At 70.2% G+C, this 21,956-nt stretch carries 20 protein-coding genes; 11 read left to right on the top strand and 9 right to left on the bottom strand.

Features of this window, described 5'->3' with window-relative positions:
* The 3 genes from GVV77_RS15850 to GVV77_RS15840 form a co-directional block, all read left to right on the top strand.
* Nucleotides 1-1,418 (top strand): DUF2079 domain-containing protein (locus tag GVV77_RS15850; RefSeq protein WP_159619975.1); only part of this gene is annotated, 1,418 nt, incomplete at its 5' end.
* 19 nt (nt 1,419-1,437) lie between these two features.
* Nucleotides 1,438-1,779: a hypothetical protein gene (locus GVV77_RS15845; RefSeq protein WP_159619973.1), complete on the top strand. Its 342-nt coding sequence runs from the start codon at nt 1,438-1,440 to the stop codon at nt 1,777-1,779.
* 99 nt (nt 1,780-1,878) lie between these two features.
* The gene (locus tag GVV77_RS15840; protein ID WP_159619971.1) at nt 1,879-2,625 is read left to right on the top strand and encodes a TetR/AcrR family transcriptional regulator C-terminal domain-containing protein; all 747 of its coding nucleotides are present in this window, start codon (nt 1,879-1,881) and stop codon (nt 2,623-2,625) included.
* A 145-nt stretch (nt 2,626-2,770) separates the two neighbouring features.
* Here GVV77_RS15840 and GVV77_RS15835 read toward each other — a convergent pair whose 3' ends face one another.
* Entirely contained in the window at nt 2,771-3,481 is a 711-nt protein-coding gene (locus GVV77_RS15835) for a DUF4386 domain-containing protein (RefSeq protein ID WP_159619969.1), read from the bottom strand.
* Nucleotides 3,482-3,644: 163 nt separating this feature from the next.
* Between GVV77_RS15835 and purF the strand changes: the two genes are divergently transcribed.
* Nucleotides 3,645-5,195, top strand: a complete 1,551-nt coding sequence (gene purF, locus GVV77_RS15830) for an amidophosphoribosyltransferase (protein ID WP_159619967.1) — start codon at nt 3,645-3,647, stop codon at nt 5,193-5,195.
* On the top strand, nt 5,192-6,310 hold the full coding sequence (gene purM, locus GVV77_RS15825; RefSeq protein ID WP_159619965.1) for a phosphoribosylformylglycinamidine cyclo-ligase: 1,119 nt from the start codon (nt 5,192-5,194) through the stop codon (nt 6,308-6,310). Before purF ends, purM begins: the two co-directional genes overlap by 4 nt.
* Nucleotides 6,311-6,446: 136 nt before the next feature.
* Here the strand turns inward: purM and GVV77_RS15820 are convergent, their stop codons facing one another.
* The gene (locus tag GVV77_RS15820; protein ID WP_159619981.1) at nt 6,447-6,683 is read right to left on the bottom strand and encodes a DUF3073 domain-containing protein; all 237 of its coding nucleotides are present in this window, start codon (nt 6,681-6,683) and stop codon (nt 6,447-6,449) included.
* 290 nt (nt 6,684-6,973) lie between these two features.
* Here GVV77_RS15820 and GVV77_RS15815 point away from each other — a divergent pair, with 290 nt between their 5' ends.
* Nucleotides 6,974-8,500, top strand: a complete 1,527-nt coding sequence (locus GVV77_RS15815; RefSeq protein WP_159619963.1) for a septum formation family protein — start codon at nt 6,974-6,976, stop codon at nt 8,498-8,500.
* A 37-nt stretch (nt 8,501-8,537) separates the two neighbouring features.
* Here GVV77_RS15815 and clpB read toward each other — a convergent pair whose 3' ends face one another.
* Nucleotides 8,538-11,150, bottom strand: coding sequence for an ATP-dependent chaperone ClpB (clpB, locus tag GVV77_RS15810; RefSeq protein WP_159619961.1), 2,613 nt, complete (start codon nt 11,148-11,150; stop codon nt 8,538-8,540).
* A 197-nt stretch (nt 11,151-11,347) separates the two neighbouring features.
* Here clpB and GVV77_RS15805 point away from each other — a divergent pair, with 197 nt between their 5' ends.
* Complete coding sequence (locus tag GVV77_RS15805; protein ID WP_159619959.1) at nt 11,348-13,330, top strand: penicillin-binding transpeptidase domain-containing protein; 1,983 nt, start codon at nt 11,348-11,350, stop codon at nt 13,328-13,330.
* A 131-nt stretch (nt 13,331-13,461) separates the two neighbouring features.
* Here GVV77_RS15805 and GVV77_RS15800 read toward each other — a convergent pair whose 3' ends face one another.
* Both GVV77_RS15800 and GVV77_RS15795 read right to left on the bottom strand, forming a co-directional pair.
* Entirely contained in the window at nt 13,462-13,863 is a 402-nt protein-coding gene (locus GVV77_RS15800) for a YccF domain-containing protein (RefSeq protein ID WP_159619957.1), read from the bottom strand.
* A 280-nt stretch (nt 13,864-14,143) separates the two neighbouring features.
* Nucleotides 14,144-15,814 carry a DEAD/DEAH box helicase gene (locus GVV77_RS15795; RefSeq protein WP_159619955.1) on the bottom strand — a complete coding sequence of 557 codons (1,671 nt, stop codon included), beginning with the start codon at nt 15,812-15,814 and terminating at the stop codon, nt 14,144-14,146.
* 332 nt (nt 15,815-16,146) lie between these two features.
* Between GVV77_RS15795 and GVV77_RS15790 the strand changes: the two genes are divergently transcribed.
* Nucleotides 16,147-17,385 (top strand): M20 metallopeptidase family protein, encoded by a 1,239-nt coding sequence (locus GVV77_RS15790; RefSeq protein WP_159619953.1) that lies wholly within the window; start codon nt 16,147-16,149, stop codon nt 17,383-17,385.
* 49 nt (nt 17,386-17,434) lie between these two features.
* Entirely contained in the window at nt 17,435-18,352 is a 918-nt protein-coding gene (gene trmB, locus GVV77_RS15785; protein WP_159619951.1) for a tRNA (guanosine(46)-N7)-methyltransferase TrmB, read from the top strand.
* Between the two features lie 133 nt (nt 18,353-18,485).
* Here the strand turns inward: trmB and GVV77_RS15780 are convergent, their stop codons facing one another.
* Nucleotides 18,486-18,833: a UBP-type zinc finger domain-containing protein gene (locus GVV77_RS15780; RefSeq protein ID WP_159619949.1), complete on the bottom strand. Its 348-nt coding sequence runs from the start codon at nt 18,831-18,833 to the stop codon at nt 18,486-18,488.
* Between the two features lie 198 nt (nt 18,834-19,031).
* On the opposite strand from GVV77_RS15780, the gene GVV77_RS15775 reads away from it, so the two are divergent.
* Nucleotides 19,032-19,232, top strand: a complete 201-nt coding sequence (locus GVV77_RS15775) for a hypothetical protein (protein ID WP_159619947.1) — start codon at nt 19,032-19,034, stop codon at nt 19,230-19,232.
* Between the two features lie 41 nt (nt 19,233-19,273).
* Here GVV77_RS15775 and GVV77_RS15770 read toward each other — a convergent pair whose 3' ends face one another.
* Complete coding sequence (locus tag GVV77_RS15770) at nt 19,274-19,954, bottom strand: SDR family NAD(P)-dependent oxidoreductase (RefSeq protein WP_159619945.1); 681 nt, start codon at nt 19,952-19,954, stop codon at nt 19,274-19,276.
* A gap of 51 nt (nt 19,955-20,005) precedes the next feature.
* Here GVV77_RS15770 and GVV77_RS15765 point away from each other — a divergent pair, with 51 nt between their 5' ends.
* Nucleotides 20,006-20,575, top strand: a complete 570-nt coding sequence (locus GVV77_RS15765) for a DUF5655 domain-containing protein (protein ID WP_159619943.1) — start codon at nt 20,006-20,008, stop codon at nt 20,573-20,575.
* Here GVV77_RS15765 and GVV77_RS15760 read toward each other — a convergent pair.
* Nucleotides 20,547-21,245, bottom strand: coding sequence for a PspA/IM30 family protein (locus tag GVV77_RS15760; protein WP_159619941.1), 699 nt, complete (start codon nt 21,243-21,245; stop codon nt 20,547-20,549). The two genes, GVV77_RS15765 and GVV77_RS15760, sit on opposite strands and share 29 nt — an antisense overlap.
* Nucleotides 21,246-21,285: 40 nt before the next feature.
* The gene (locus GVV77_RS15755; protein WP_159619939.1) at nt 21,286-21,849 is read right to left on the bottom strand and encodes a hypothetical protein; all 564 of its coding nucleotides are present in this window, start codon (nt 21,847-21,849) and stop codon (nt 21,286-21,288) included.
* Nucleotides 21,850-21,956: the final 107 nt, after the last annotated feature.

Below are 21,956 nucleotides of genomic sequence, written 5' to 3'. Positions count from 1 at the left end.
GGGGCCCGGCCCGCGCCGCCGCCCTGGCCGCCGCGGCCGGCGGCGCCGTCCGGCGCCAGCCCGCTGGCGCCTGGCTGATTGCCGGTGCGGTCACGGTTCTCTACTGCGCCTACTCCACCGCGCAGTGGCACCGGCTCGAGTCGCCGTCGTGGGACCTGGGGATCTTCACCCAGCTCGCCAAGGCCTACGCGGGATTCCACGCGCCCATCGTCCCGATCAAGGGCGAGTCCTTCAACCTGCTCGGGGATCACTTCCATCCGCTGCTGGTCCTGCTCGGGCCCGTGTACGCCCTGGCCCCCTCGGCCTTCGCCCTCCTCGTGCTGCAGAACCTGCTGTTCGGGCTCTCGGTGTTCGTCGTCGCCCGCACCGGGTTGCGGGAGCTGGGTCGGGCCGGCGGGACCGCCGTCGGGCTGGCCTACGGCCTGTCCTGGGGGCTGCAGGCCGCCGCCGCGGCCCAGTTCCACGAGATCGCGTTCGCCGTCCCGCTGCTCGCCCTCAGCTGCGAGGCGCTGATCCGCCGGCGCCTTGCCGCGGCCCTGGCTTGGGGTTCCCTGCTGGTCTTCGTGAAGGAGGACCTGGGCCTGACGGTGATCGCGCTCGGCCTCGTGGTGGCGCTGCGCTTCCGGCACGCGGCCGGGCTGTGGCTCGCGTGCTGGGGCGCCCTGTGGCTCCTGCTCTCGGTGCGGGTGATTCTGCCGGCCCTGAACTCGGGGGGATCCTACGACTACGCCGGCCGCGTCGACGCGGCGGCGATGCTGGCCGACCCTGTGCAGGCGGCGGCCGACTTCTTCTCCGGGGCACCCAAGTACGAGACGGCGCTCCTGCTCCTGCTGGCCGGCGGGGTGGTCTTCCTGCGCTCCCCGCTGACGCTGGTCCTGGTGCCGACCCTGCTCTGGCGCTTCGCCTCCACCGAGGTGGGCTACTGGGGGCCGGGCTGGCATTACAGCGCCGTGCTCATGCCCGTGCTCTTCCTGGCTCTGATCGACGCCGCGGCCGGGCTCCGGCGCAGCGGGCGCACCCTGCCGCGGGTCCTCGCCGGCGCCGGGTGCGCCGGCGCCGCGGCCGCCGCGCTGGCCCTGCTGCCCGCCCAGTCCCTGGCGGAGCTCGCCGACCCCCGGACCTACCGGCAGTCCCCCCGCTGGGACGCCGCGCACCGGCTGATCGATGCGGTGCCCCCCGGCGCCAGCGTGGAGACCGGGGTGGGGCTGATGGCTTACCTCGTGCCCCGGGCCGAGGTGTACTGGATCGGGAACACCAACCCGGCCCCCGACTTCCTCCTCGTCGACGCCGAGGACTGGAGCTGGGGCACGCTTCCCCCGGCCGACGCCGAGGCTCACGCCGAGGAGACCTACCCGGGTACCGCCTACACCGTGGTGTTCGCCGAGGACGGCTATCAGTTGGTCGAACGGACCGGCTGATCGCCGGTAGCCTTAATTCATGAGCTCCGAGACCCCGCCGTCCGACAGCCCGTCCGGGCACCCCGCTGAGCACCCCGCTGAGCGACCCGCCGAGCGCCGGGAGGTGAGCGTGCGCCGCGCCCCCCGGTTCGCCCCGTTCATGCTGCTTGGAGTGGCGGTCGGCTTCATCGCAGCACTCATCATCGCCTACACGAGTCCGCCCGATCCCACCCTGACCCGCGAATCGGTTCTGGGGTTCTTTTTCGTCGTCCTCGCACTGCCCGGGCTGCTGCTTGGTGCCCTCGTGGTCCTGGTGCTCGACCGGCGCAGTGTGCGCCGGGCCCGCCGCCTCTCGGCCGACCCCGTTGAGGACGACGCCTGAGCCCGCCCTCTCTCGGCCGGTTCCGCCCGCCGACCCCGAGGCGTACGCTGTACTCCTGATGATGCGACCGGGTGTGCGGCACAAGAAAAGGCGGTGGCAATGACGGACCCCATCGAGGCACGGCCGCGCCCGCGCCTGAACCGGGCCCGGGTACTGGGGGCCGCGGTGGCCCTTGCCGACGAGATCGGCATCGAGTCGCTCAGCATGCGCCGGCTGGCCCAGGAGCTCCGGGTGGTGCCGATGGCCCTCTACAAGCACGTCGCCAACAAGGAGGAACTCCTCGACGGCATGGTCGACGTCATCGTCGGCGAGATCGGCCCTCCGGCACCCGACGCCGACTGGAAGAGCGGCGTGCGGTCGAGGGTCCTCTCGGCGCGGCGCGCCCTGCAGCGGCATACCTGGGCCCGCCGGGCGATCGAGACCCGCACCGGCATGACCCCCGTGGTGCTCGACTACATGGACTCTTTCGTCGGCGTGTTCCTGGCCGGCGGACTGTCCCTGGACCTCACCCACCACGCCATGCACGCCCTCGGCGGACGGATGTGGGGATTCACCCAGGAACTGTTCGAGGACCCCACGGCCCCGGCGCCGGCCGTAACGGACACCGACCGGGCCGAGATGCTCCGGCAGGCGGCCCAGCGTTACCCGAACGTGGTGGCGATCGCGACGTCGGTGACGCACGACGAAGGGTCGGTGGTCGGGCACGGCTGCGACGACCAGTTCGAGTTCGAGTTCGCCCTCGACCTGCTCCTCGACGGTTTCGAGCAGCTTCACGCGCGGGGCTGGACCTCGCAGGGGACCAAAACCCACCCGTCGAAACCTGAGGCGGCGAAAACCGTCCACTGACGCGCCGGCCGCACCGCCACCGGTCGCGCAGGCCGCCTTCCCGGCCCGCGCCGCCGGACACCGGAACGGCGGGGACCGCGCCGCTAGGCACGGTCCCCGCCGTATCACCCGCCCGCCGGGATGTCCCCGACGGGTACGCCCCGGACTAGGCGGGCACGCGGTCGCCCGGCGTCCGGGCCGCGTCGAGTGCCGCCACGGCCGGGGACCGGAAGCCCCTGGCGATCAGGTAGACCGCGAGGCACACCTCCCAGGCGAACACCGGGAGGGCCGCCACCGCCGCCCACACCGAGACCTGCTCGTAGAGGCCGAACATCTGGGCCGCCCCCGAGGCGAAGACCAGGGGCCCTCCCACCAGCCCCAGCACGGCGATGAACCGGGGCACCAGCCCGGACCGGTAGAGCAGGTAGGCCAGGAGCAGGGTGTTCGTTCCGCAGATGAAACTCGGCCCGACGAGGAAGGTCCAGTTGTTGAAGGCGACCAGGGCGCTGCCGAGGGCGAGCGTCTCCGGGCCCGCCTGCGGCAGGTCCTGCCGCAGCGTCACGAGCGTCAGGAGGGAGACGACGCCGGCGGTGATCACCGCGCCCTCGAGGGTACGCAGCGCCACATACCCCAGGGCGATGCCTTCGTTCTGCCGCCGGACCACGGGGTAGAGGGCAACGCCGGTTCCAACGATGGCCACCACGAGCAGCACGTCGAGGAAGGCGGCCAGGACCACCAGCGATTCCGGCCCCGAGCCGGTGATGTACTCCGGATTGCCAAGCGCCGGAACGTAGAGCAGCCGCGCCGCGATCGACGTGACGTGCGTGATGAGGAAGAGGACGCCGGCGGCGGCGGCGGTCCTTCGCAGTGAGGTCATTTTCCACTCTCTCGGGTGCGTGGCGTACGGCGTACACCATCTGAACCCAACGCTAGGTGTACGCCGTATACAAGTCAAGGGATTGGAAGACTTTTTCGACAGCTGCAGAAGCCGGCCGCCGTCACGTTCGGGTGCCGTATCCGGCCCGTGAGAGAATGGGTCCATGGTGCGCGGTGATGGAAAACTTACCCACGATCTTCTCCCCAACGAAAAAGGCCCCCAGGATGCCTGCGGCGTTTTCGGTGTCTGGGCCCCGGGGGAAGAGGTGGCCAAGCTGACTTACTACGGCCTGTACGCCCTGCAGCACCGGGGGCAGGAGTCCGCCGGCATCGCCACCAGCGACGGGGCGCGCATCAATGTGTACAAGGACATGGGTCTGGTGTCCCAGGTGTTCGACGAGACCACCCTGAACACGCTCACCGGCCACATCGCCGTCGGCCACTGCCGGTACTCCACCACCGGAGCCTCGCAGTGGGCCAACGCCCAGCCCACCCTGGGCGCCACCGCCGCGGGCACCGTCGCCCTGGCCCACAACGGCAACCTGACCAACTCCGCCGAGCTGTACCAGATGGTCCTGGACCGGCACGGCGTACCCCGTTCCGGGGAGATCGCCCAGGGCAACACCACCGACACCGCCCTGGTCACCGCACTGCTGGCCGGTGATGAGGGCCGCTCGCTCGAGGAAACGGCGATGGAGCTGCTGCCGAACATCCGCGGCGCCTTCTGCTTCGTATTCATGGACGAGGGAACCCTCTACGCGGCACGGGACACCTACGGGGTGCGCCCGCTGGTGCTCGGCCGCCTCGAGCGCGGCTGGGTCGTTGCCTCCGAGCAGGCCGCGCTGGCCACCGTGGGCGCGAGCTTCATCCGGGAGATCGAGCCCGGGGAATTCATCGCCATCGACGAGGACGGGGTCCGCTCAAGCCGCTTCGGGACCTCAACGGCGGCCGGCTGCGTCTTCGAGTACGTATATCTGGCCCGCCCCGACGCCGCCATCGCCGGGCGCTCGGTGTACGAATCCCGGGTGGAGATGGGCCGGCAGCTGGCGCGGGAGAACTCCGCCGGGGCCGACATTGTCATTCCGGTGCCCGAATCGGGCACCCCCGCCGCCGTCGGATTCGCCGAAGAGTCGGGCATCCCCTTCGCCCACGGCTTCGTCAAGAACGCCTACGTGGGCCGCACCTTTATCCAGCCCAGCCAGACCCTGCGGCAGCTGGGCATCAAGCTCAAGCTCAACGCCCTGGAATCGGTGATCCGCGGCAAGCGCATCATCGTGGTCGACGACTCCATCGTGCGCGGCAACACGCAGCGGGCCGTGGTGCGGATGCTGCGGGAGGCCGGCGCGGCCGAGGTCCACGTCAAGATCTCCTCCCCGCCGGTCCGCTGGCCCTGCTTCTACGGGATCGACTTCGCCTCCCGCGCCGAACTGATCGCCAACGGGGCCGCGGTCGAGGAGATCAGCAAGTCGATCGGCGCCGACAGCCTCGCCTACATCTCCGAGGACGGCATGATCGCCGCCACCCAGCAGCCCCGCGAACGGCTGTGCACGGCCTGCTTCACCGGCAGCTACCCCATCGAGCTCCCCGCCGCCGACCGCCTGGGCAAGAACCTCCTGGAGCGCAACCCGGCCGACGACGCCGACGGGTGCGAGCCCGGGCCCGACACCGAATTCGAAGCTGTACTCACCGACGCAGACAGGAAAGAACGGGTATGACCCCCTCCCCCAATCCGATCACCTACGCAAGTGCAGGAGTGGACGTCGAGGCCGGTGACCGCGCCGTCGAGCTGATGAAGGGCGCGGTCAAGGCCACCCACGGCGCCGAGGTGATCGGGGGCGTCGGCGGGTTCGCCGGCCTGTACGACGTGTCGAAGCTGCTGACCTACAGGCGGCCGCTGCTGGCGACCTCCACCGACGGCGTCGGCACCAAGGTCGCCATCGCCCAGGCCATGGACATCCACGACACCATCGGCTTCGACCTGGTGGGCATGGTCGTCGACGACATCGTGGTGGTCGGTGCCGAGCCGCTCTACATGACCGATTACATCGCCTGCGGCAAGGTGGTGCCCGAGCGCATCGCCGCCATTGTCCGCGGCATCGCCGCCGCCTGCTCGGTCGCCGGAACCGCCCTGGTGGGCGGGGAGACCGCCGAGCACCCCGGCCTGCTCGGAGAGCACGAGTACGACGTCGCCGGTGCGGCCACCGGTGTCGTGGAGGCCGACGGGCTGCTCGGCCCGGACCGCGTGCGGGAGGGTGACGTCGTGATCGGCATGGCCGCCTCGGGCCTCCACTCCAACGGCTACTCCCTCGTGCGACGCGTCATCAACTCGGCCGGGTGGGCCCTTGACCGCCAGGTTTCTGAACTGGGCCGCACGCTGGGCGAGGAACTGCTCGAGCCGACGCGCATCTACGCCGCCGACTGCCTCGACCTCGCCCGCACCACCGGCGCCGCCGTGCACGGGTTCAGCCATGTCACCGGCGGCGGCCTCGCCGCGAACCTCGCCCGGGTCCTCCCCCGCGGCATGGAGGCCACCGTGGACCGCTCCACCTGGGCACTGCCGCCGATCTTCTCGCTCGTCTCCGAGCTCGGCAACGTGCCCCTGCCGGACCTGGAGCGCACCCTGAACCTGGGTGTCGGAATGGTGGCCATCGTGGGGGCCGAGGGAGCCGACGCCGCCCTGGCGCGCCTCGCCGAGCGCGGCGTCCCCGCCTGGGCCATGGGCACCGTGGGCTCCGCCGCCGGATCGGTGCGGGCCGACGGACCGGACTACGTGCAGGGCGCCAAGGGCGTCGACGGCGGAGCTGTCCGGCTGGTGGGCTCCTACGCCTGACCGGAGGCCGGAAAGCCCGGCAAAAAGGACGAACGAAAGAGCGGTGCACCAGCTGCACCGCTCTTTCGATGTCTAGTTGCTGCCGACCTGCGAAAACCCGTATCGGGGATTCAAAGATTATCCGGCGCGGTGGAAACTATCCCGTGCGCCGGGAACCGTCTTCTCCGTCGTCGTCGAATTCGTCCGCATACTTGTCCGCATACTCCGAATAGTCCGGCTCAACCGGTTCGAGAGGTTCACTGCGTCGGTTTGAGGCATGGCTACCTGGGCCTGTGAGCTCGCGCTGCAGTGCCGTGTAGTCGGTCGCGGGGCTGAAGTACTTCATGTCCCGCGCCTGCTTGGTAGCTTTTGCCTTTTGACGGCCGCGCCCCATGGCGTGACCCCCTTTGTGCGTCGATCCGGAGGTGGTCACTGGGGCACAAAGGCCCAAGGCTGCAGCGAGGCCCCGGAGTAATTGGTCAATTTATCGTAACTATAGGTTACATGCTTTAACGTGAGTCCGCGTGCCGTTGTGACGTGCATGACGGATCGCCCTCCCGCCGCCTCGGAAGGGCGCGTGCCGGCGGGCGGAGATCAGCGCCCGAACGGCGCAAATTTGGATAGAGTTCTGCCCTAAGGGCCCATTTCCGGGCGCAGAACCAAAACCCTCCGAGGAGACAACGGTTGGCTACGAAGAATCGGGAGAACGCCCAGCGTGGTCCGGAGGATCAGGGGAAACCGGACGCCGGCGGGCACCAGGATGAGGCCCGGAATGCGGCTCTGGAGGCCGGTGCCGCCGAGCCCGGGGGCGCCACCGAGGCCAACGCTGCCGGCGCACCGTCGGAACCCGAACTGTCGGTGACGGCGGAGGACCTGACGCTCCCAGAACCGGTGCTGGCGCCTGCGTCCGTCAGCAGGACCGCGGCCGAGGCCGCGGCCCTCGATGAAGCGGCGGCGGAGGCCCAGTCGGTGGCGGAGGAGGCCGAGGACGCCGCCCTCCTGGCCGGCCCCCTGCCCGCCAACGCGCCGACTGTAACGGCGGCGCCGTCGGGCACCGCGCCTGCAGGCGGCCCGGCCGGTGATGCGGCGGAAGCCACCCCCCGGAGCAGTGAGACCCAAGGCAGTACGACCCAGAGCAGTGAGCCCCGGTCCGGCGCATCCGCGGCGGGTGAGTCAACCGGCCCGTCCATCCCGGACAAAAGAAGCAACTCCGCCGGAGGGGAGTCCACCCCCGGGCCCGCCGGGGAGCGCTCCGCTCCCAACGGCTCCTCGGGGTCCTCGGGGTCCTCTCCAGGCCCTTCAGCCGTGCACCCGTCCACCCCTAATTCTCCCGCGGACGGTTCCGCCAAGGACACCGGCGCGGCAGGCTCATGGGATGCCGGTGCCGAGGATGCCGAGGATGCCGAGGACCTCAGCCTCGCCTCCGTTCCTGAACCGGTGGTGGTCGGATCGGGTGCCGCCCACTCCGGCCTCCTCGCGGGAACCGATCCGGCCGCTCTCGGGGTCGGCCCCGCCGCTTCGACCAGTGCCGCCGGACGGGCCGGCGCGACCGCCGTCTCCCCCAGCGCATCCGGAGCACCGGAAACCGCCGGACCGGCGGCCGAGCCCGGTGCCCGCCGGTCCACCTGGGCGCCGGTCGGCGACGCCGGCGAACCCGTGGGCCCGCGGCGGGCGCGGTCCCGTGAGCGCCGGGAGAAGTCCCGGCGCCCGGTGGCGCTCCTCGTCCTCGGCGGCATCGCGGTCCTGGCCCTGCTCATCTGGGCGGCCATCAGTCTGGTGCGCGGCCTGACCGGCGCCGGCGACCCTCAGTCGCCCGAGGACATCCCAACCGCGGCCGGCGCCGACGGAGTGATTGCCGAAGACGTCCCGCCGTCGGTCCTGACCGCCGGCCACTGCCTCCTCGATTCCACCGACATCGAGAGCGATGTCACCATCGTGACCTGCTCGACGCCGCACCGGGCCCAGCTGATCGCCTCGGAGTTTTATCCGGACGACGCCGAATTCCCCGGCCGGAACCAGCTCGGCGCCCGGGCCGACTCGGCCTGTGATACCGCCCCGATCGACTCCGGCGTCGCGGCCGGAGCAGGCAGGATCGAGCTGCTGCGCGTGACGCCCACCGAAGGCACCTGGGCCGACGGCGACCGCCGGGTTGACTGCTTCGCCGTCCTGCAGGACGGTGCGACGCTGAGCCGGAGCCTGCTCACCGAGTAGCCCCGGCCTGCTGGAAGAGGGCTGTGGGCACGCCCGCTCAGGCGACGGCGCGCAGGCTGAGCCCCTCCCGCTGACCGTCGGCACTTCCATCGCCGTCCCGGTCGACCAGGACGCGGTCCCCGTCGTTGATCTCGCCGGCGAGGATCCCCCGGGCGAGCTGGTCGCCGATCTCCCGCTGCACGAGCCGGCGCAGGGGCCGGGCACCGTAGGCGGGGTCGAACCCGGTGAGGGCCAGCCACTCGCTTGCCGCCGGCGTCACCTCGAGGGTGAGTCGGCGCTCCTGCAGCCGCTTGCCCAGCGCCTCAACCTGAAGGTCGACGATCTTCGACAGCTCATCGAGGCTGAGCGCGTCGAAGATGATCACGTCGTCCAGGCGGTTGAGGAACTCCGGCCGGAAGCTGGCGTTCACCGTCGCCATCACGACCTGGCGGCGGGCCGCGTCATCGAGCGAGGGATCCATCAGGAACTGTGAGCCCAGGTTGGAGGTCAGAACCAGGATGACATTGCGGAAATCCACGGTGCGTCCCTGCCCGTCCGTCAGGCGGCCGTCGTCGAGCACCTGCAGGAGGATGTCGAAGACCTCCGGGTGCGCCTTCTCCACCTCGTCGAGCAGGACAACGCTGTAGGGACGGCGGCGCACCGCCTCCGTGAGCTGGCCGCCCTCCTCGTAACCGACATAGCCCGGCGGCGCGCCAACGAGCCGGGCGACCGAGTGCTTCTCGGAGTATTCGGACATGTCGATGCGCACCATGGAGCGTTCGTCGTCGAACAGGAAGTCCGCCAGCGCCTTCGCGAGTTCGGTCTTGCCCACACCGGTCGGGCCGAGGAACAGGAAGGAGCCGGTGGGCCGGTTCGGGTCGGAAACCCCGGCCCGGGCACAGCGCACCGCATCCGAGACCGACGCGACCGCCTTGGACTGGCCGATCAGCCGGGAGCCGATAACCTCCTCCATGTGCAGCAGCTTCTGGGACTCCCCCTGCAGCATGCGGCCGGCCGGAATGCCGGTCCACGCGGAGATGACCTCCGCAATGTCGTTGGCCGTCACCTCTTCGGCCACCATCAGCTCCGGGGCCTCCCCGGCCGATTCCTGCTCGGCTGCCTGGGCGGCGTCGAGCTCCCGCTGCACCTGCGGAATCTCCCCGTACAGGATCCGCGAGGCCGTCTCCAGGTCGCCCTCGCGCTGGGCCTTGTCTGCCTGTGAGCGCAGCTCGTCGAGGGACGCCTTCAGGTCACCGACCCGGTTCAGGCCCGCCTTCTCGGCCTCCCACCGGGCATTGAGCGCCGAGAGCTGCTCCTGCCGGTCCGCCATCACGGCGCGCAGGTCCTCGAGCCGCTCCTGGGAGGCCTCGTCCGTCTCACGCTCCAGCGCGAGCTCCTCCATCCGCATCCTGTCGATGGCCCGGCGCAGCTCGTCGATCTCCACCGGGGCGGAATCGATCTCCATGCGCAGGCGCGACGCGGCCTCGTCGACGAGGTCGATGGCCTTGTCGGGCAGCTGCCGCCCGGAGATGTACCGGTTGGACAAGGTCGCTGCTGCCACCAGGGCGGAGTCGGCGATGGAGACCTTGTGGTGTGCCTCGTAGCGTTCCTTGAGCCCGCGGAGGATGCCGATGGTGTCCTCCACCGACGGCTCCCCCACGTAGACCTGCTGGAAGCGCCGCTCCAGCGCCGGGTCCTTCTCCACATTCTCGCGGTACTCGTCGAGGGTCGTTGCGCCGATCAGGCGCAGCTCGCCACGGGCGAGCATGGGCTTGAGCATGTTGCCGGCGTCCATCGAGCCCTCGGCGGCACCGGCACCGACCACGGTGTGCAGTTCGTCGATAAAGGTGACGACCTGCCCGTTGGAGGAGCGGATCTCCTCGAGCACGGCCTTCAGCCGCTCCTCGAATTCGCCCCGGTACTTTGCGCCGGCAATCATCGAGCCGAGGTCGAGGCTGATGAGGGACTTGCCACGGAGGGACTCCGGAACGTCCCCGGCGACCATGCGCTGCGCGAGGCCTTCAACGACGGCCGTCTTGCCGACGCCCGGCTCCCCGATCAGCACCGGGTTGTTCTTGGTGCGGCGCGAGAGCACCTGCACGACGCGGCGGATCTCCGAATCACGTCCGATCACCGGGTCGAGCCTGCCCGCCCGCGCCAGATCGGTAAGGTCGACGCCGAACTTCTCGAGGGCCTGGAAGGTGTTTTCCGGGTCGGCGGAGGTCACCCTGCGGTCGCCCCGGACGCCGGGGAGCGCGGCCGCGAGCGCGTCGCGGGAAATTCCGGCCTCGCGCAGAATCCTTCCGGCAGGTCCGGCGTCGGCGGCAATCCCGAGCAGCAGGTGCTCGGTTGAGACGAACTGGTCCCCCAGCGCTTCGGCCTCCTGCTGGGCAGCGGAAATCACCTGGAGGGCGCCCCGGGAGAACTGGGCCTGGGCCACGCTCGATCCCGAGGAGGAGGGCAGTGCGCGGATGGCCGTGCTCGCCTGCACGCTGATGTCGTCGGGCGAGGCGCCGGCCGCCTTGAGCAGTGCCACGGCGATGCCCTCCCGCTGGTCCATCAGCGCCTTGAGGAAGTGCGGCGTTTCGACCTGGGCGTTGCCCGCCGTCGAAGCGTTCATTGCCGCAGCCGAAAGAGCCTCCTGGCTCTTGGTGGTGAATTTTGCGTCCATGGACCCATCCTTCGCTATCGACGATGTTCCTGATCGGAACACCTTCCAAAACCTAAGTTGAGTGTACCTGACTCAACCTTCTCGTGCCGGTTCTTATGCCCGATTCGCCTCCAGCGAAACGGCCGGTGACCGCCCGGCCTGCCGTCGTTCTTTCGAGCCCGGTCCGGAGAGGGGCCGCTGTCGGCCATAATGGCCCGATGGGGAAATTTCATCGACTGACCGCCGTCCTGACCACCACCGTCCTGGCGGCCTCGCTCGCCGCCTGCGCCGACGACCGGCCAAGCGCTGCCGATGCCGCGAAAAGGCTCGCCGCGGGCCTGTCCAAGCTCGACGTCGGGGGCTCGGCCTTCACCGCGGTCAGGGCCGAGGATGTCACCACGGACCTGGGCTCCATCACCGAGGCACTCGCACCGCTGAAGCCCAGAGTGGCCGTAGACGGCGTGGAGTCAACTGGTGAGGACACCGCGACGGCCACCCTCGACTATGTGTGGGATGTCGACGCCTCGGACGAGGACTGGACCTACTCGACGTCCGTGGAGCTCTCCCGGGAGGAGGACGAGTGGCAGGCCGAATGGGACCCGGCCATCTTCGTCCCGGAACTGCGAGTCGATGAACACCTCGCCCGTGAGGAAATTCCTGCTGACCGGGGCGACATCACCGGCGCCGACGGCGAGGTGCTGGTCACCGAGCGCACGGTCCTGCGGGTCGGCATCGACAAGACCAAAGCCCCCGAAGACGGGCACGACGCCGCGGCGCGTGCACTCGCCGCACTCGTGGAGATCGATCCGGCGTCCTACGCGGAGCAGGTGGCCGCCGCCGGCGCGGAGGCGTTCGTCGAGGCCATCGTGCTGCGCGAGGACGCCCCGCTCGCAGCCGACCGCGCCGCCATCGACGCCATTCCGGGGGCCGTTGCCCTTCAGGATTTCCGTGAACTGGCGCCGACCCGGGCCTTCGCCCGTGAGCTGCTGGGCACCGTCGGGGAACCGACGGCCGAACTGATCGAGCAGTCCGGCGGGAAGCTCGAGGCCGGGGATATCACCGGCCTTTCCGGCCTGCAGCGCCAGCACAACGAACTGCTCGCCGGAACCCCCGGGGTAAGAATCACCGCGGTTCTCGGGGACGGGAACACCCTGACACCCCGGTCGCTGTTCGCCAAGTCCCCGGTGGATGGAAAGCCGCTCGCCACCACGCTCGACGCGAAGCTACAGACCCTTGCCGAGGAGGTCCTCGCCGAGGAGCCCTCGGCGTCCTCGATTGTCGCCATCCGCCCCAGCACCGGGGAAGTCCTGACCGCCGCAAACGGACCCGGCAGTGAAGGCCTGCCCACCGCGCTGCTCGGGCAGTACCCGCCGGGGTCCACCTTCAAGATCGCGACCACCCTCGCGCTGCTGCGCAAGGGCCTCACCCCGGAGTCCCCCACCGACTGCCCCGCCGAGCTCACCGTCGACGGGCGCAGCTTCAACAATGCGAGCACCTACCCGGCGCAGTTCACCGGAACGATCCCACTGCTCCAGAGCTTCGCGCAGTCCTGCAACACCGGGTTCATCTCCAACCGCGATCAGGTGTCCCAGCAGGAACTCGCCTCGGCAGCCGCTGACCTCGGCATCGGGATCGAAGCCTCAATCGGCACGCCGGCTTTCTTCGGCGTCGTTCCCGCCGAGGCGGAGGGAACCGCGCACGCCGCGTCGATGATCGGGCAGGGCGAAATCCTCGTCTCGCCGCTGGCGCTCGCGACGATGGCCGCGAGCGTCGGCAAGGGCGCCAGGGTCACCCCGACGGTGCTGGCGGGCGGGCAGGACGAGGCGTCGTCTTCGGGCTCCGCGCCGTCGGCATCCTCGTCGGCGTCCCCGTCCTCCGAGCCTTCGGGAGAGGCATCCCCGTCCAGCGCGCCGGTCGAACCCAGCAAACTGACCGCGGAGGAGGCCGCCACTCTGCGGGCACTGATGCGCGCCGTGGTCACCGAGGGCGGTGCCGGTATGCTCGCCGGCGTTCCAGGCGATCCCGTGCACGCGAAGACCGGGACCGCGGAGTTCGGCAGCGAGACCCCGCCGCGCACCCATGCGTGGATCGTCGCACTGCAGGGTGACCTCGCCGTCGCGGTCTTTGTCGAAGAGGGCGAGCTCGGCTCGACCTCGGGCGGGCCGCTCATGGAGGCGTTCCTTCGGGGAGCCGGCTCCTAGAAACCCGGCCCCCGCCGAAGGTGCGGCTCACCACGCTCTGCACCACCCACCTCCGCCGAAAGAGCAGCTCACCACGCTTCGATCCTGCCTAAGCGTGGTGAGCTGCCAACTCGGCGGGGTCCGGCCCGGGGTCAGCGGTACTGGGGAATTCGTGTGCCGCGCGTCTCCACGATGACCTTGCCCAGCGGCATCAGTGACACGGGAATGAGCTTGAGATTAGCGATGCCCAGGGGAATCCCGATGATGCTCACAAACATGGGGATCGCTGTGAGGACGTGCCCGATGGCGATCCAGATCCCCGCGACGAGCAGCCAGATGACGTTGCCCAGGGTGGAGAAGAAGGACACCTGCCCGCCGCGGTCTACTACCGTCCGCCCGAACGGCCAAAGGGCGTAGAGGCCGATCCGGAAGGAGGCGATTCCGAAAGGGATCGTGATGATCAGGACGCAGCACAGGATTCCGGCGGCGAAGTAGCCAAGGGCCAGCCAGATACCGCCGAAGAGCAGCCAGATCACGTTCAGGAGTGTATTCATGGGCCCATTGTCGCGCATTGCCGGGTGCGGCGTCGGGGGATCTGCACCGCGGCCCCTCGGCCCCCGACAAAACGGCAGCTCACCACGCTTCCTCACCCCCGAAACTGCAGCTCACCACGCTTCCTCACCCCCGAAACTGCAGTTCACCACGCTTCGACCCCGCGGGAGCGTGGTTATCTACAAACTCGGCGGGCCCCCCAACGCAGCGAGACGCCCCGCACAGCAGAAAAAGCCCCTTCCCGCACGGGAAGGGGCCTTTCAGCTGGCGGATCAGCGGAGCTTAGCGCGTGCGGCGGTCGTTCGACGCCGGCGCACTCGCCCTGCGCGAGCCACCGGAGCGCCCGGCGCTGGCGGGACGGCCCGCTGCGGCCGGTGCGTGACTGCGCTGGCCCGAGGACGTTCCGCCGGCGGCCGCCGGACGGCGCGGGGCGACGTCGGCGGCGCGCTGGCCCGTTGCGGGACGGCGGCTGCGGGTTCCGGCGGTGTCGGCTGCGGGACGGCCCTCGGCGGAGCGGCGGCGGCCTGCGCCGGCGCCTGCCTCGGTGCCGAAGCGCGGTGCCTGCGGCTGGTCCTTGCGGCGGTCGGCGCGGTTGCCCTGGGCGGGCTGCGCCTCGGCCGCGACACGTCCACGGCCACCCCTGCCGCCGCGTCCGCCGGCGGCGGGTGCTGCGGCGCCGCGGCGGGCGCGCTTGCGCTGGGCGTTGGCTCCGGTGGAGGTGCCCTCGCCGCGGGCGGTGTCCCGCTGGGCGATCAGTGCGGCGCGGGTGCGCGGATCGATCTTCTCTGCGACGTCACCGATCAGCTTGCCGACCAGCGGCGAGGTTGCCTTGACGTTTTCGAAGGCGACGTCGACGCCGGCGGCGCGCATCAGCTTCTGCACCTCCGACTTCTGCTCCGGCAGGGTGATCGTCACGACGGTGCCCGAGGACCCGGCGCGGGCGGTGCGGCCCGATCGGTGGAGGTAGGCCTTGTGCTCGGTGGGCGGGTCGACGTGGACGACGAGTTCGACGTCGTCGACGTGCACGCCGCGGGCGGCGACGTCGGTCGCCACGAGGACGCGCACATCGCCGCTGGAGAACTCCGCAAGGTTCCGGTCACGGGCGTTCTGCGAGAGGTTGCCGTGGAGATCGACGGCGGGGATGCCGGCGTCGGTGAGGGTCTTGGCCAGCTTGCGGGCGTGGTGCTTGGTGCGCATGAACAGCAGGCGGCGCCCGGTGCCGGAGGCAAGCTGGACGATCAGCTGCTTCTTCTGGGTCTGGTCGCCGATGAGCAGCACGTGGTGCTCCATCGTGGTGACCGCGGCCTGGGGGTCGTCGACCGAGTGGGTGACGGGCTTGCTCAGGTAGCGGTTGACGAGCTTGTCCACGCCGTTGTCGAGCGTCGCCGAGAACAGCAGGCGCTGGCCCTCGGTGGGCGTGGTGTCCATGATCTTCTTCACGACGGGCAGGAAGCCCAGGTCGGCCATGTGGTCGGCCTCGTCGAGGATGGTGATCTCCACCGATTCAAGGGTGATGAGCTTCTGTCGCATCAGGTCCTCGAGGCGGCCTGGGCAGGCGATGACGATGTCGACGCCGGCCCGCAGTGCCTTCTCCTGGCGCTGCTGGGAGACCCCGCCGTAGATGACGGTGGTGTTCAGGCCCAGCTCGTTGGCCAAGGGCTCAACGGTGTTGTTGATCTGGGTGGCCAGCTCGCGGGTCGGGGCGAGGATCAGTGCCAGCGGGCGTCCGGGCTTGCGCCGGTAGGCGGCCTCCTGCTCGGCGAGCCGGGACACCATGGGAAGGGCAAAAGCGAGGGTCTTTCCCGAGCCGGTGCGGCCGCGGCCGAGGACGTCGCGTCCCGCGAGGGTGTCGGGGAGGGTCTTCACCTGGATGGGGAAAGGTTCGGTGATTCCCTGCGCGGTCAGGTTCGAAACCAGCGCTTTGGGCACACCAAGGGCGGCAAAAGTAGTCATGTATATACACGAACTTTCTTCTCATCTTCCCCGGCGCCGGTTGGCACAGGGGTTCGCCGAAGAAAAGTCAGACAGTGTCCACCGCGCTTCCATACGGGAAGCTGGATGCGGGACAAAAGAAAGCGCTCATCGACGCAGGCTGCGGGTATCGGGGCCGTCTCCGGCCTCCGGGATACGCAGGCATGTCCTTCCACCTTACCAGCCGGAACGGCCCCCGACTGACGCGCACCGCCCCGGAGGCGCTTCACCCCTCCCGTTTTCCGGCACCGTCTGGGAGGGTGTGAGGACCCACACCAGGGGAATCATCGACAGAATCCACCGGGAGGACCTTCATGACCGCAACCCCCGCCAGCCTGCTCGAGGAGGCACGCCAGCTCCACGGCGGCCTGACCGATCTGCGGCACCGTCTCCACCGGGAACCCGAGATCGGGCTGTCGCTGCCGCGGACCCAGCAGAAGGTCCTCGAATCCCTTGAGGGCCTCCCGTACGAGGTGACCCTGGGCACGGAGACCACCTCCGTCACCGCCGTGCTGCGCGGCACCGCCGCCTCGGCCGGCCGGCGGCCGACCGTGCTGCTGCGCGGCGACATGGACGCCCTCCCGGTGCAGGAACGCACCGGAGAGCAGTTCTCCTCCACCATCGACGGCGTCATGCACGCGTGCGGGCACGACCTGCACACCTCGATGCTCGCCGGTGCCGCCGGCCTGCTCGCCGCCCACCGGGACGAGCTGGCCGGCGACGTCGTGCTCATGTTCCAGCCCGGTGAGGAGGGGTACGACGGCGCGGCGGTGATGATCCGCGAGGGCGTCCTCGAGGCCTCCGGCCGACTGCCTGATGCGGCCTACGGACTCCATGTGACCTCCTCTCTGCTGCCCAACGGGATCTTCGCCAGCAGGGGCGGCACGCTGATGTCGGCCTCGGACGGGCTCATGGTGACGGTCCGCGGCGCCGGCGGCCACGGCTCGGCCCCGCACACCGCGAAGGACCCGGTCACCGTGGCCGCCGAAATCGTCACGCAGCTGCAGGTGATGGTGACCCGGCAGTTCAATATGTTCGACCCGGTGGTGATCTCCGTAGGGGTGCTTCGGGCGGGCACGAAGCGGAACATCATTCCCGACACGGCCCGGATCGAGGCCACCGTGCGGACCTTCTCGGCGGAGAACCGGGAGAAGATGGCCGCCATCGCCCCGCGCCTGGTGCGCGGCATCGCCGAGGCGCACGGGCTGGAGGCCGACGTCGACTACGAGACCGAGTACCCGCTGACGGTGACGAACTTCTCGGAGACGCTCCACGCGCAGGAGCAGGTTGACGCGCTCTTCGGCCCCGGCCGGTACTCGGAGATGCAGCAGCCCCTGAGCGGTTCCGAGGACTTCTCGCGCATCCTGGAGGCGGTCCCCGGCAGCTTTGTCTTCCTCGCCGCCACTTCGCCGGGCGCCGACCCTCAGTCGGCACCGTTCAACCACTCGCCCCTGGCGGTGTTCGACGACAATGTCCTGGCCGACGGCGCCGCCCTGTACGCCCAACTGGCGCTGTCCCGGCTGGCGTCCCTCGCCGCGGCGGGCATCGGCTGACCGCCCGGCCGCCCCGCGCCGGGCACACCGGGCGGTAGCCTTGAGGGTGATGAGCACCGAGCCCAACGCCCCGGCAACCACCCCGGCAGATCCCGAAACACCCGAACCGCCCCGCGGCCACCCCGTGTCCTTCGTTCGACGCGGTTCCCGGCTCCAGGGCCGCCGCCGCGAGGCGTGGGCCGAACTCGCCGGGGACTACCTGATCGACGTGCCGCGCGTGTCCGCCGACACGTCGGTGGACCCGGAGTACCGGTTCGACGCGACCGCTGCCTTCGGCCGGCACGCCCCGCTCGTGGTGGAGGTCGGCTCCGGGCTCGGTGAGGCGATCACCCATGCGGCCGAGCTGAACCCGGACCGCAACTTCCTGGCCTTAGAGGTGTACCGCCCCGGGCTTGCCCAGACGATGCTGCGGATCAGCCAGAAAGGCCTGACCAACGTCCGGGTGGCCCAGGTCAACGCCCCCGAGGCCCTGGCGGGAATGCTCGAGCCGGCCTCGCTCAGCGAACTCTGGGTCTACTTCCCGGACCCCTGGCACAAGGTGCGCCACCGGAAGCGGCGCCTGGTGAAGGAAAGCTTCGTCGAGCTCGCCGCCCGGGTGCTTGAACCCGGGGGACTGTTCCGGCTGGCCACCGACTGGTCCGACTACGCCGTGCAGATGCGCTCGGCCCTCAACGCCTCGCCGATGTTCGGCAACCTCCACGCCGGCGAGCGCACCGGAAAGATGAGCCCCCTCACCCAGGTATGGGAGAGCGGTGTGGAATCGGTGGTCGGCGGCGCCCCGGTCCGTGAAGGCAAAGACCCCGTCAGCACCGGCAACACCGGAATCAACGAGGGCACCGACACCCTGGGCGGCTGGGCTCCGCGGTTCGAGGGCCGCCCGCTGACCAGCTTCGAGAACAAGGCGCTCGAGGCCGGACGCATGGTCTTTGACCTCACCTACCGCCGCACGGACCTGCCCACCGGGTAGGTCCGCATTGCGGCACCGCCCGGAGCGCGTCCCTGCAGCGGTTCAGTGCAGCGGTTCAGTGGAGCGGTTCAGTGCAGCGGTTCAGTGGAGCGGTTCAGTGGAGCGGTTCAGTGGAGCGGTTCAGTGGAGCGGTTCAGTGGAGCTTTGTGACCCAGTCGCGGGGAACAGCCCCTGCCGGCCCCGGCGAGCCCTGCTTCAACGGGCGGTGCTGGGGCGGCGCAAGCTTCATTCCCTGCGTGTAGGAACCGGTCTCATAGTTCCAGAACCAGTCCTCACCCGGCTCGAAGGAGGCGATGATGGGATGGCCGGACTCCGCCGAATGCCGGCTCGCATGCTGGCTCGGCGAGGAGTCGCAGCACCCGATGTGCCCGCACTGGGCGCACCGCCGCAGGTGCAGCCACCACCCCTGACTGCCGAGGCACTCGACGCAGCCGGTGCCCGAGGGCGCCGCCGTGGGAACGATCCCTGTCGCTTCGCTCATTCGCTGGATCCTTTCCGAGTCCGGCCGGGCAGCTTCGTGCGGCGGACCGCCGCCGTCGTTCTGTTCTACACCGAGCCGGCGGTGGAGGCCAGAGTCCCTGCCCGTATGACGCCAAGGCCGCCGGCGTAACGATCCGCGCATCCTTTAGCGAGCTGGGCCTCGAACATACATCCAGGTCAGCCCTTTCACCCTGTCGCCGTGGATACTCCCGACCCTGTCCCGGCCGCCCGTGACCCTGCGGGAAAGGATGACTTCGCCCCGACGGCGGTGGGCATGCAGGAGGCGATCGCATCCTGCGACATCTCGACCGCCCGCAGCGCCGAGCATTACTCCTTCCTGGCGTTCAGCCTGATGTCGTCCCCGAACACCCGGTCCGTCAACATCAAGGTCGTGGCATGAGCCGCTGGCCGGCCTTCGACACCGCATCCGGGTCCGGCGGCTCAGAACGCCGTAGAGGCCAAGTCCTTCTCGCCGTCCACCATGGCAGCGATGATGCGCTCGGCGACGGCCTGCGGATCCTTGCCCTGCGGCAGCCGCGGGGCGGTGCCCGCGAGGGTCCGTTCGGTCAGGCCGGTCTCCGTGTGCGGGGGGCGCACATCCAGCACCCGGGATCCCTGGCGGCGCAGTTCGAGGCTGAGTGCCTTGCCGTAGGCGCTCAGTGCCGCCTTGGTGGCGGAGTAGGCGGCCATGCCCGCGGTGGGCCGCTCGGCGACGACGGCGCTGAGCTGGACGACGACGGAGTCTTCGGCCAGCCGCGGCGCCAGCTGGCGCATCAGGCGCATGTACCCGAGCAGGTTCACCAGCATCAGCTCATCCAGGGTGTCGTCGTCGACCTCCACGGCCGGCCCGAAGGCGACGACGCCGGCGGCGAAGATGATGCCGTTCAGCTCCCGTCCGTAGGCGGCCGCCGCGATATCCGAGGGTGCGCTGAGCCGGCCGAGGTCGGCCGCGACGGTGCCGGCAGCGGCACCGCCCAACTCGCCGGCAAGGGCGGCCAGCTTGGCCTCCGACCGTCCACTCAGGGTCAGGAGGGCTCCCCGGGCGGCAAGGCCGCGCGCGAGCGCTGATCCCAGCACTCCGGTGGCACCGACGACAAGGAAGTGGGATCCGTTCAGCTCCATGCGGCGAGTGTACCAACGCAGGGTTGAGGGCGGTCCGGCTACGCTGGGGCAATGGGCGAGATTAAGACCTGGCAGGCGATGGCCGACACGAATGCGGAACGGCTCCAGCGCACCACGGGCCGCAGCGTTGAGGAGTGGGTGGAGGCCGCCCGCGGCGCCGGCGTCGACTCCCGGGCGGCGCTCGCGGCCTGGCTGAAAGCCCAGGGGGTGACCGGCTACAGCCTGATGAGCGTGGACTGGGCGATGTTCGGCTACCCGGATTTCATCCTTCGATCCGGAGACGAACTGTACGAGGGCCAGTACGCGGACCGGCAGGCGCTGCGGCCCATCGGGGACCGGCTCCTCGCCTGGGCACTCGACACCGACGGCGTCGAGGTGCAGATGCGCAAGACCTACATCTCACTGCAGACGGCGCGCCGGAAGTTCGCGCAGGTCACCCCGGCGACGAAGTCCGCCGTCGACGTGTTCCTGCGCTTCGCCCGCCCGAACGATCCGCGCGCCGAGCCGGCGCGGGCGGCCAAGGACGATCCGTTCCGCTGGCGGATCCGCCTGAAGACAGTCGACGATATTGACGACGCGGTGCTGCAGGCCCTTACTGCGGCCCGGGACGAAAGCCTCTAGCCCGCTGTTCCTTGAGCCGGGCCAGCTCAAGGCGCGCAGCGGAGTCGGCCTCGAGCTCCTCGAACGCCTCCTGGACCCGCTGTGAGGAAGGATCCGACCAGGCCAGTTCCTCACGGGCGGCGGCGAGTGCCTGCAGGCGGCGCACCTCCCGCTCGGCTTCCCGGGCGGCGAGCTCCCCGCCCCCGATCGGGCCCGCCGAGGCGCGCAGTGCCTCCTGGGCCCGCACCGAGGCCTCGGCCGCGGCCTGCTGGGCCAGCAGGGCCTGGTGCCGGAGCCAGCTGTCGGACATCCGTTCCTCAAGCCGTGCGACGTCGGCGGCGAGCCGCCGGGCCTGAACGTCGATCTCCTGAAGCTGCCCGCTGAGGGTCTGCAGGTGCTTCGCGGCACCCAGCTGGGCTCGCAGGGCTTCCCGGGCGGCGTTGTCATCGCCACGGGCGACCGCGGCGGCGGCGTGCGCCTCGAAGTGGCGCACCCGCGCGGCAGCCTCGCCGGCCAGGATTTCGAGGCGGCGCCGGTGCGCGGCGACATCGGCGGCTCCCCGCCGTGCCTGATCCAGGGCTGCGTGCTGCGCCCGCTGTGCGTTGGCTGCGGTCACCCGAGGGTCCTCGACGGGCTGGGCGGCGGCCTTGTTGGCGCGGACGATCCGCGAGATGCGCCGGGAAAGGGACATCGCTGCCCTGCCGGGGCCTAGGAGCGGCGGAGCGGCGCCGTCATGACGCCCTCCGGACCCCGTAGGCGGTAAGCCATGAATGCATGGCGCTGATCTCCATGGTCAGCCGGGCGCCGCTGCGTTCCAGCTCGAGCCGGTCCATGGAGCCTGAACCCCGCAGCAGGCAGCGCCGGAGGTCAACCGAGAGTCCCTCAAGGGAGCGCACATGGCGGGCGAGGTCCGCCGTCAGTTCCCGTTTCAGGGCCCGGTTCGGCTCCCGGTCGGCCATGCGCAGGTGGTCTCCGACGGAGGCGGCGGCCCGTTCGAGCTCTTCGGCGGCGGCGGGCAGGTTGCCCACCGGCCAGCCGCGCTGCACGGCCTCGGCGAGGGCCCGCCGGTTGGCCTGGTTGGAGCGGCGGAGCTCCAGGGCCAGCCGGGCCGGCTCCCGCACGGTCCGGTCCATGGCGAGGGAGTGAAGGGTCAGGACGCCGTTGTCGGCCGCGCGCCGCATCAGTCCTGAACGCCGGATCCGCCGGACGGCCAGCCAGAGCAGCGCGGTGGAGGTCAGGCCCATGATGAGCAGGATGATGCCGAACACCATCAGCAGCTGAAGAAATCCGTCCATCAGTACAGGGTCCTCGGGGAGCGGGAGCGGGAGCGGAGCATGCCTCTAGTGTGCCCTGCGGGTGCGGCGATTTCCAGATTTTGGCCGCTGAAATCCACCGGGCCGTG

Source organism: Arthrobacter zhaoguopingii, assembly GCF_009828605.1.
In the GTDB taxonomy this organism is placed as follows: domain Bacteria; phylum Actinomycetota; class Actinomycetes; order Actinomycetales; family Micrococcaceae; genus Arthrobacter_D; species Arthrobacter_D zhaoguopingii.
This window is presented reverse-complemented; position numbering and strand designations above follow the sequence as displayed.

Bases quoted from the DNA above. Each gene is read 5' to 3' on its own strand.
- GVV77_RS15845 (WP_159619973.1), top strand. From the start codon at position 1,438: ATGAGCTCCGAGACCCCGCCGTCCGACAGCCCGTCCGGGCACCCCGCT.
- GVV77_RS15840 (WP_159619971.1), top strand. From the start codon at position 1,879: ATGACGGACCCCATCGAGGCACGGCCGCGCCCGCGCCTGAACCGGGCC.
- GVV77_RS15835 (WP_159619969.1), bottom strand. From the start codon at position 3,481: ATGACCTCACTGCGAAGGACCGCCGCCGCCGCCGGCGTCCTCTTCCTC.
- purF (WP_159619967.1), top strand. From the start codon at position 3,645: ATGGTGCGCGGTGATGGAAAACTTACCCACGATCTTCTCCCCAACGAA.
- purM (WP_159619965.1), top strand. From the start codon at position 5,192: ATGACCCCCTCCCCCAATCCGATCACCTACGCAAGTGCAGGAGTGGAC.
- GVV77_RS15820 (WP_159619981.1), bottom strand. From the start codon at position 6,683: ATGGGGCGCGGCCGTCAAAAGGCAAAAGCTACCAAGCAGGCGCGGGAC.
- clpB (WP_159619961.1), bottom strand. From the start codon at position 11,150: ATGGACGCAAAATTCACCACCAAGAGCCAGGAGGCTCTTTCGGCTGCG.
- GVV77_RS15805 (WP_159619959.1), top strand. From the start codon at position 11,348: ATGGGGAAATTTCATCGACTGACCGCCGTCCTGACCACCACCGTCCTG.
- GVV77_RS15800 (WP_159619957.1), bottom strand. From the start codon at position 13,863: ATGAATACACTCCTGAACGTGATCTGGCTGCTCTTCGGCGGTATCTGG.
- GVV77_RS15795 (WP_159619955.1), bottom strand. From the start codon at position 15,814: ATGACTACTTTTGCCGCCCTTGGTGTGCCCAAAGCGCTGGTTTCGAAC.
- GVV77_RS15790 (WP_159619953.1), top strand. From the start codon at position 16,147: ATGACCGCAACCCCCGCCAGCCTGCTCGAGGAGGCACGCCAGCTCCAC.
- trmB (WP_159619951.1), top strand. From the start codon at position 17,435: ATGAGCACCGAGCCCAACGCCCCGGCAACCACCCCGGCAGATCCCGAA.
- GVV77_RS15780 (WP_159619949.1), bottom strand. From the start codon at position 18,833: ATGAGCGAAGCGACAGGGATCGTTCCCACGGCGGCGCCCTCGGGCACC.
- GVV77_RS15770 (WP_159619945.1), bottom strand. From the start codon at position 19,954: ATGGAGCTGAACGGATCCCACTTCCTTGTCGTCGGTGCCACCGGAGTG.
- GVV77_RS15765 (WP_159619943.1), top strand. From the start codon at position 20,006: ATGGGCGAGATTAAGACCTGGCAGGCGATGGCCGACACGAATGCGGAA.
- GVV77_RS15760 (WP_159619941.1), bottom strand. From the start codon at position 21,245: ATGTCCCTTTCCCGGCGCATCTCGCGGATCGTCCGCGCCAACAAGGCC.
- GVV77_RS15755 (WP_159619939.1), bottom strand. From the start codon at position 21,849: ATGGACGGATTTCTTCAGCTGCTGATGGTGTTCGGCATCATCCTGCTC.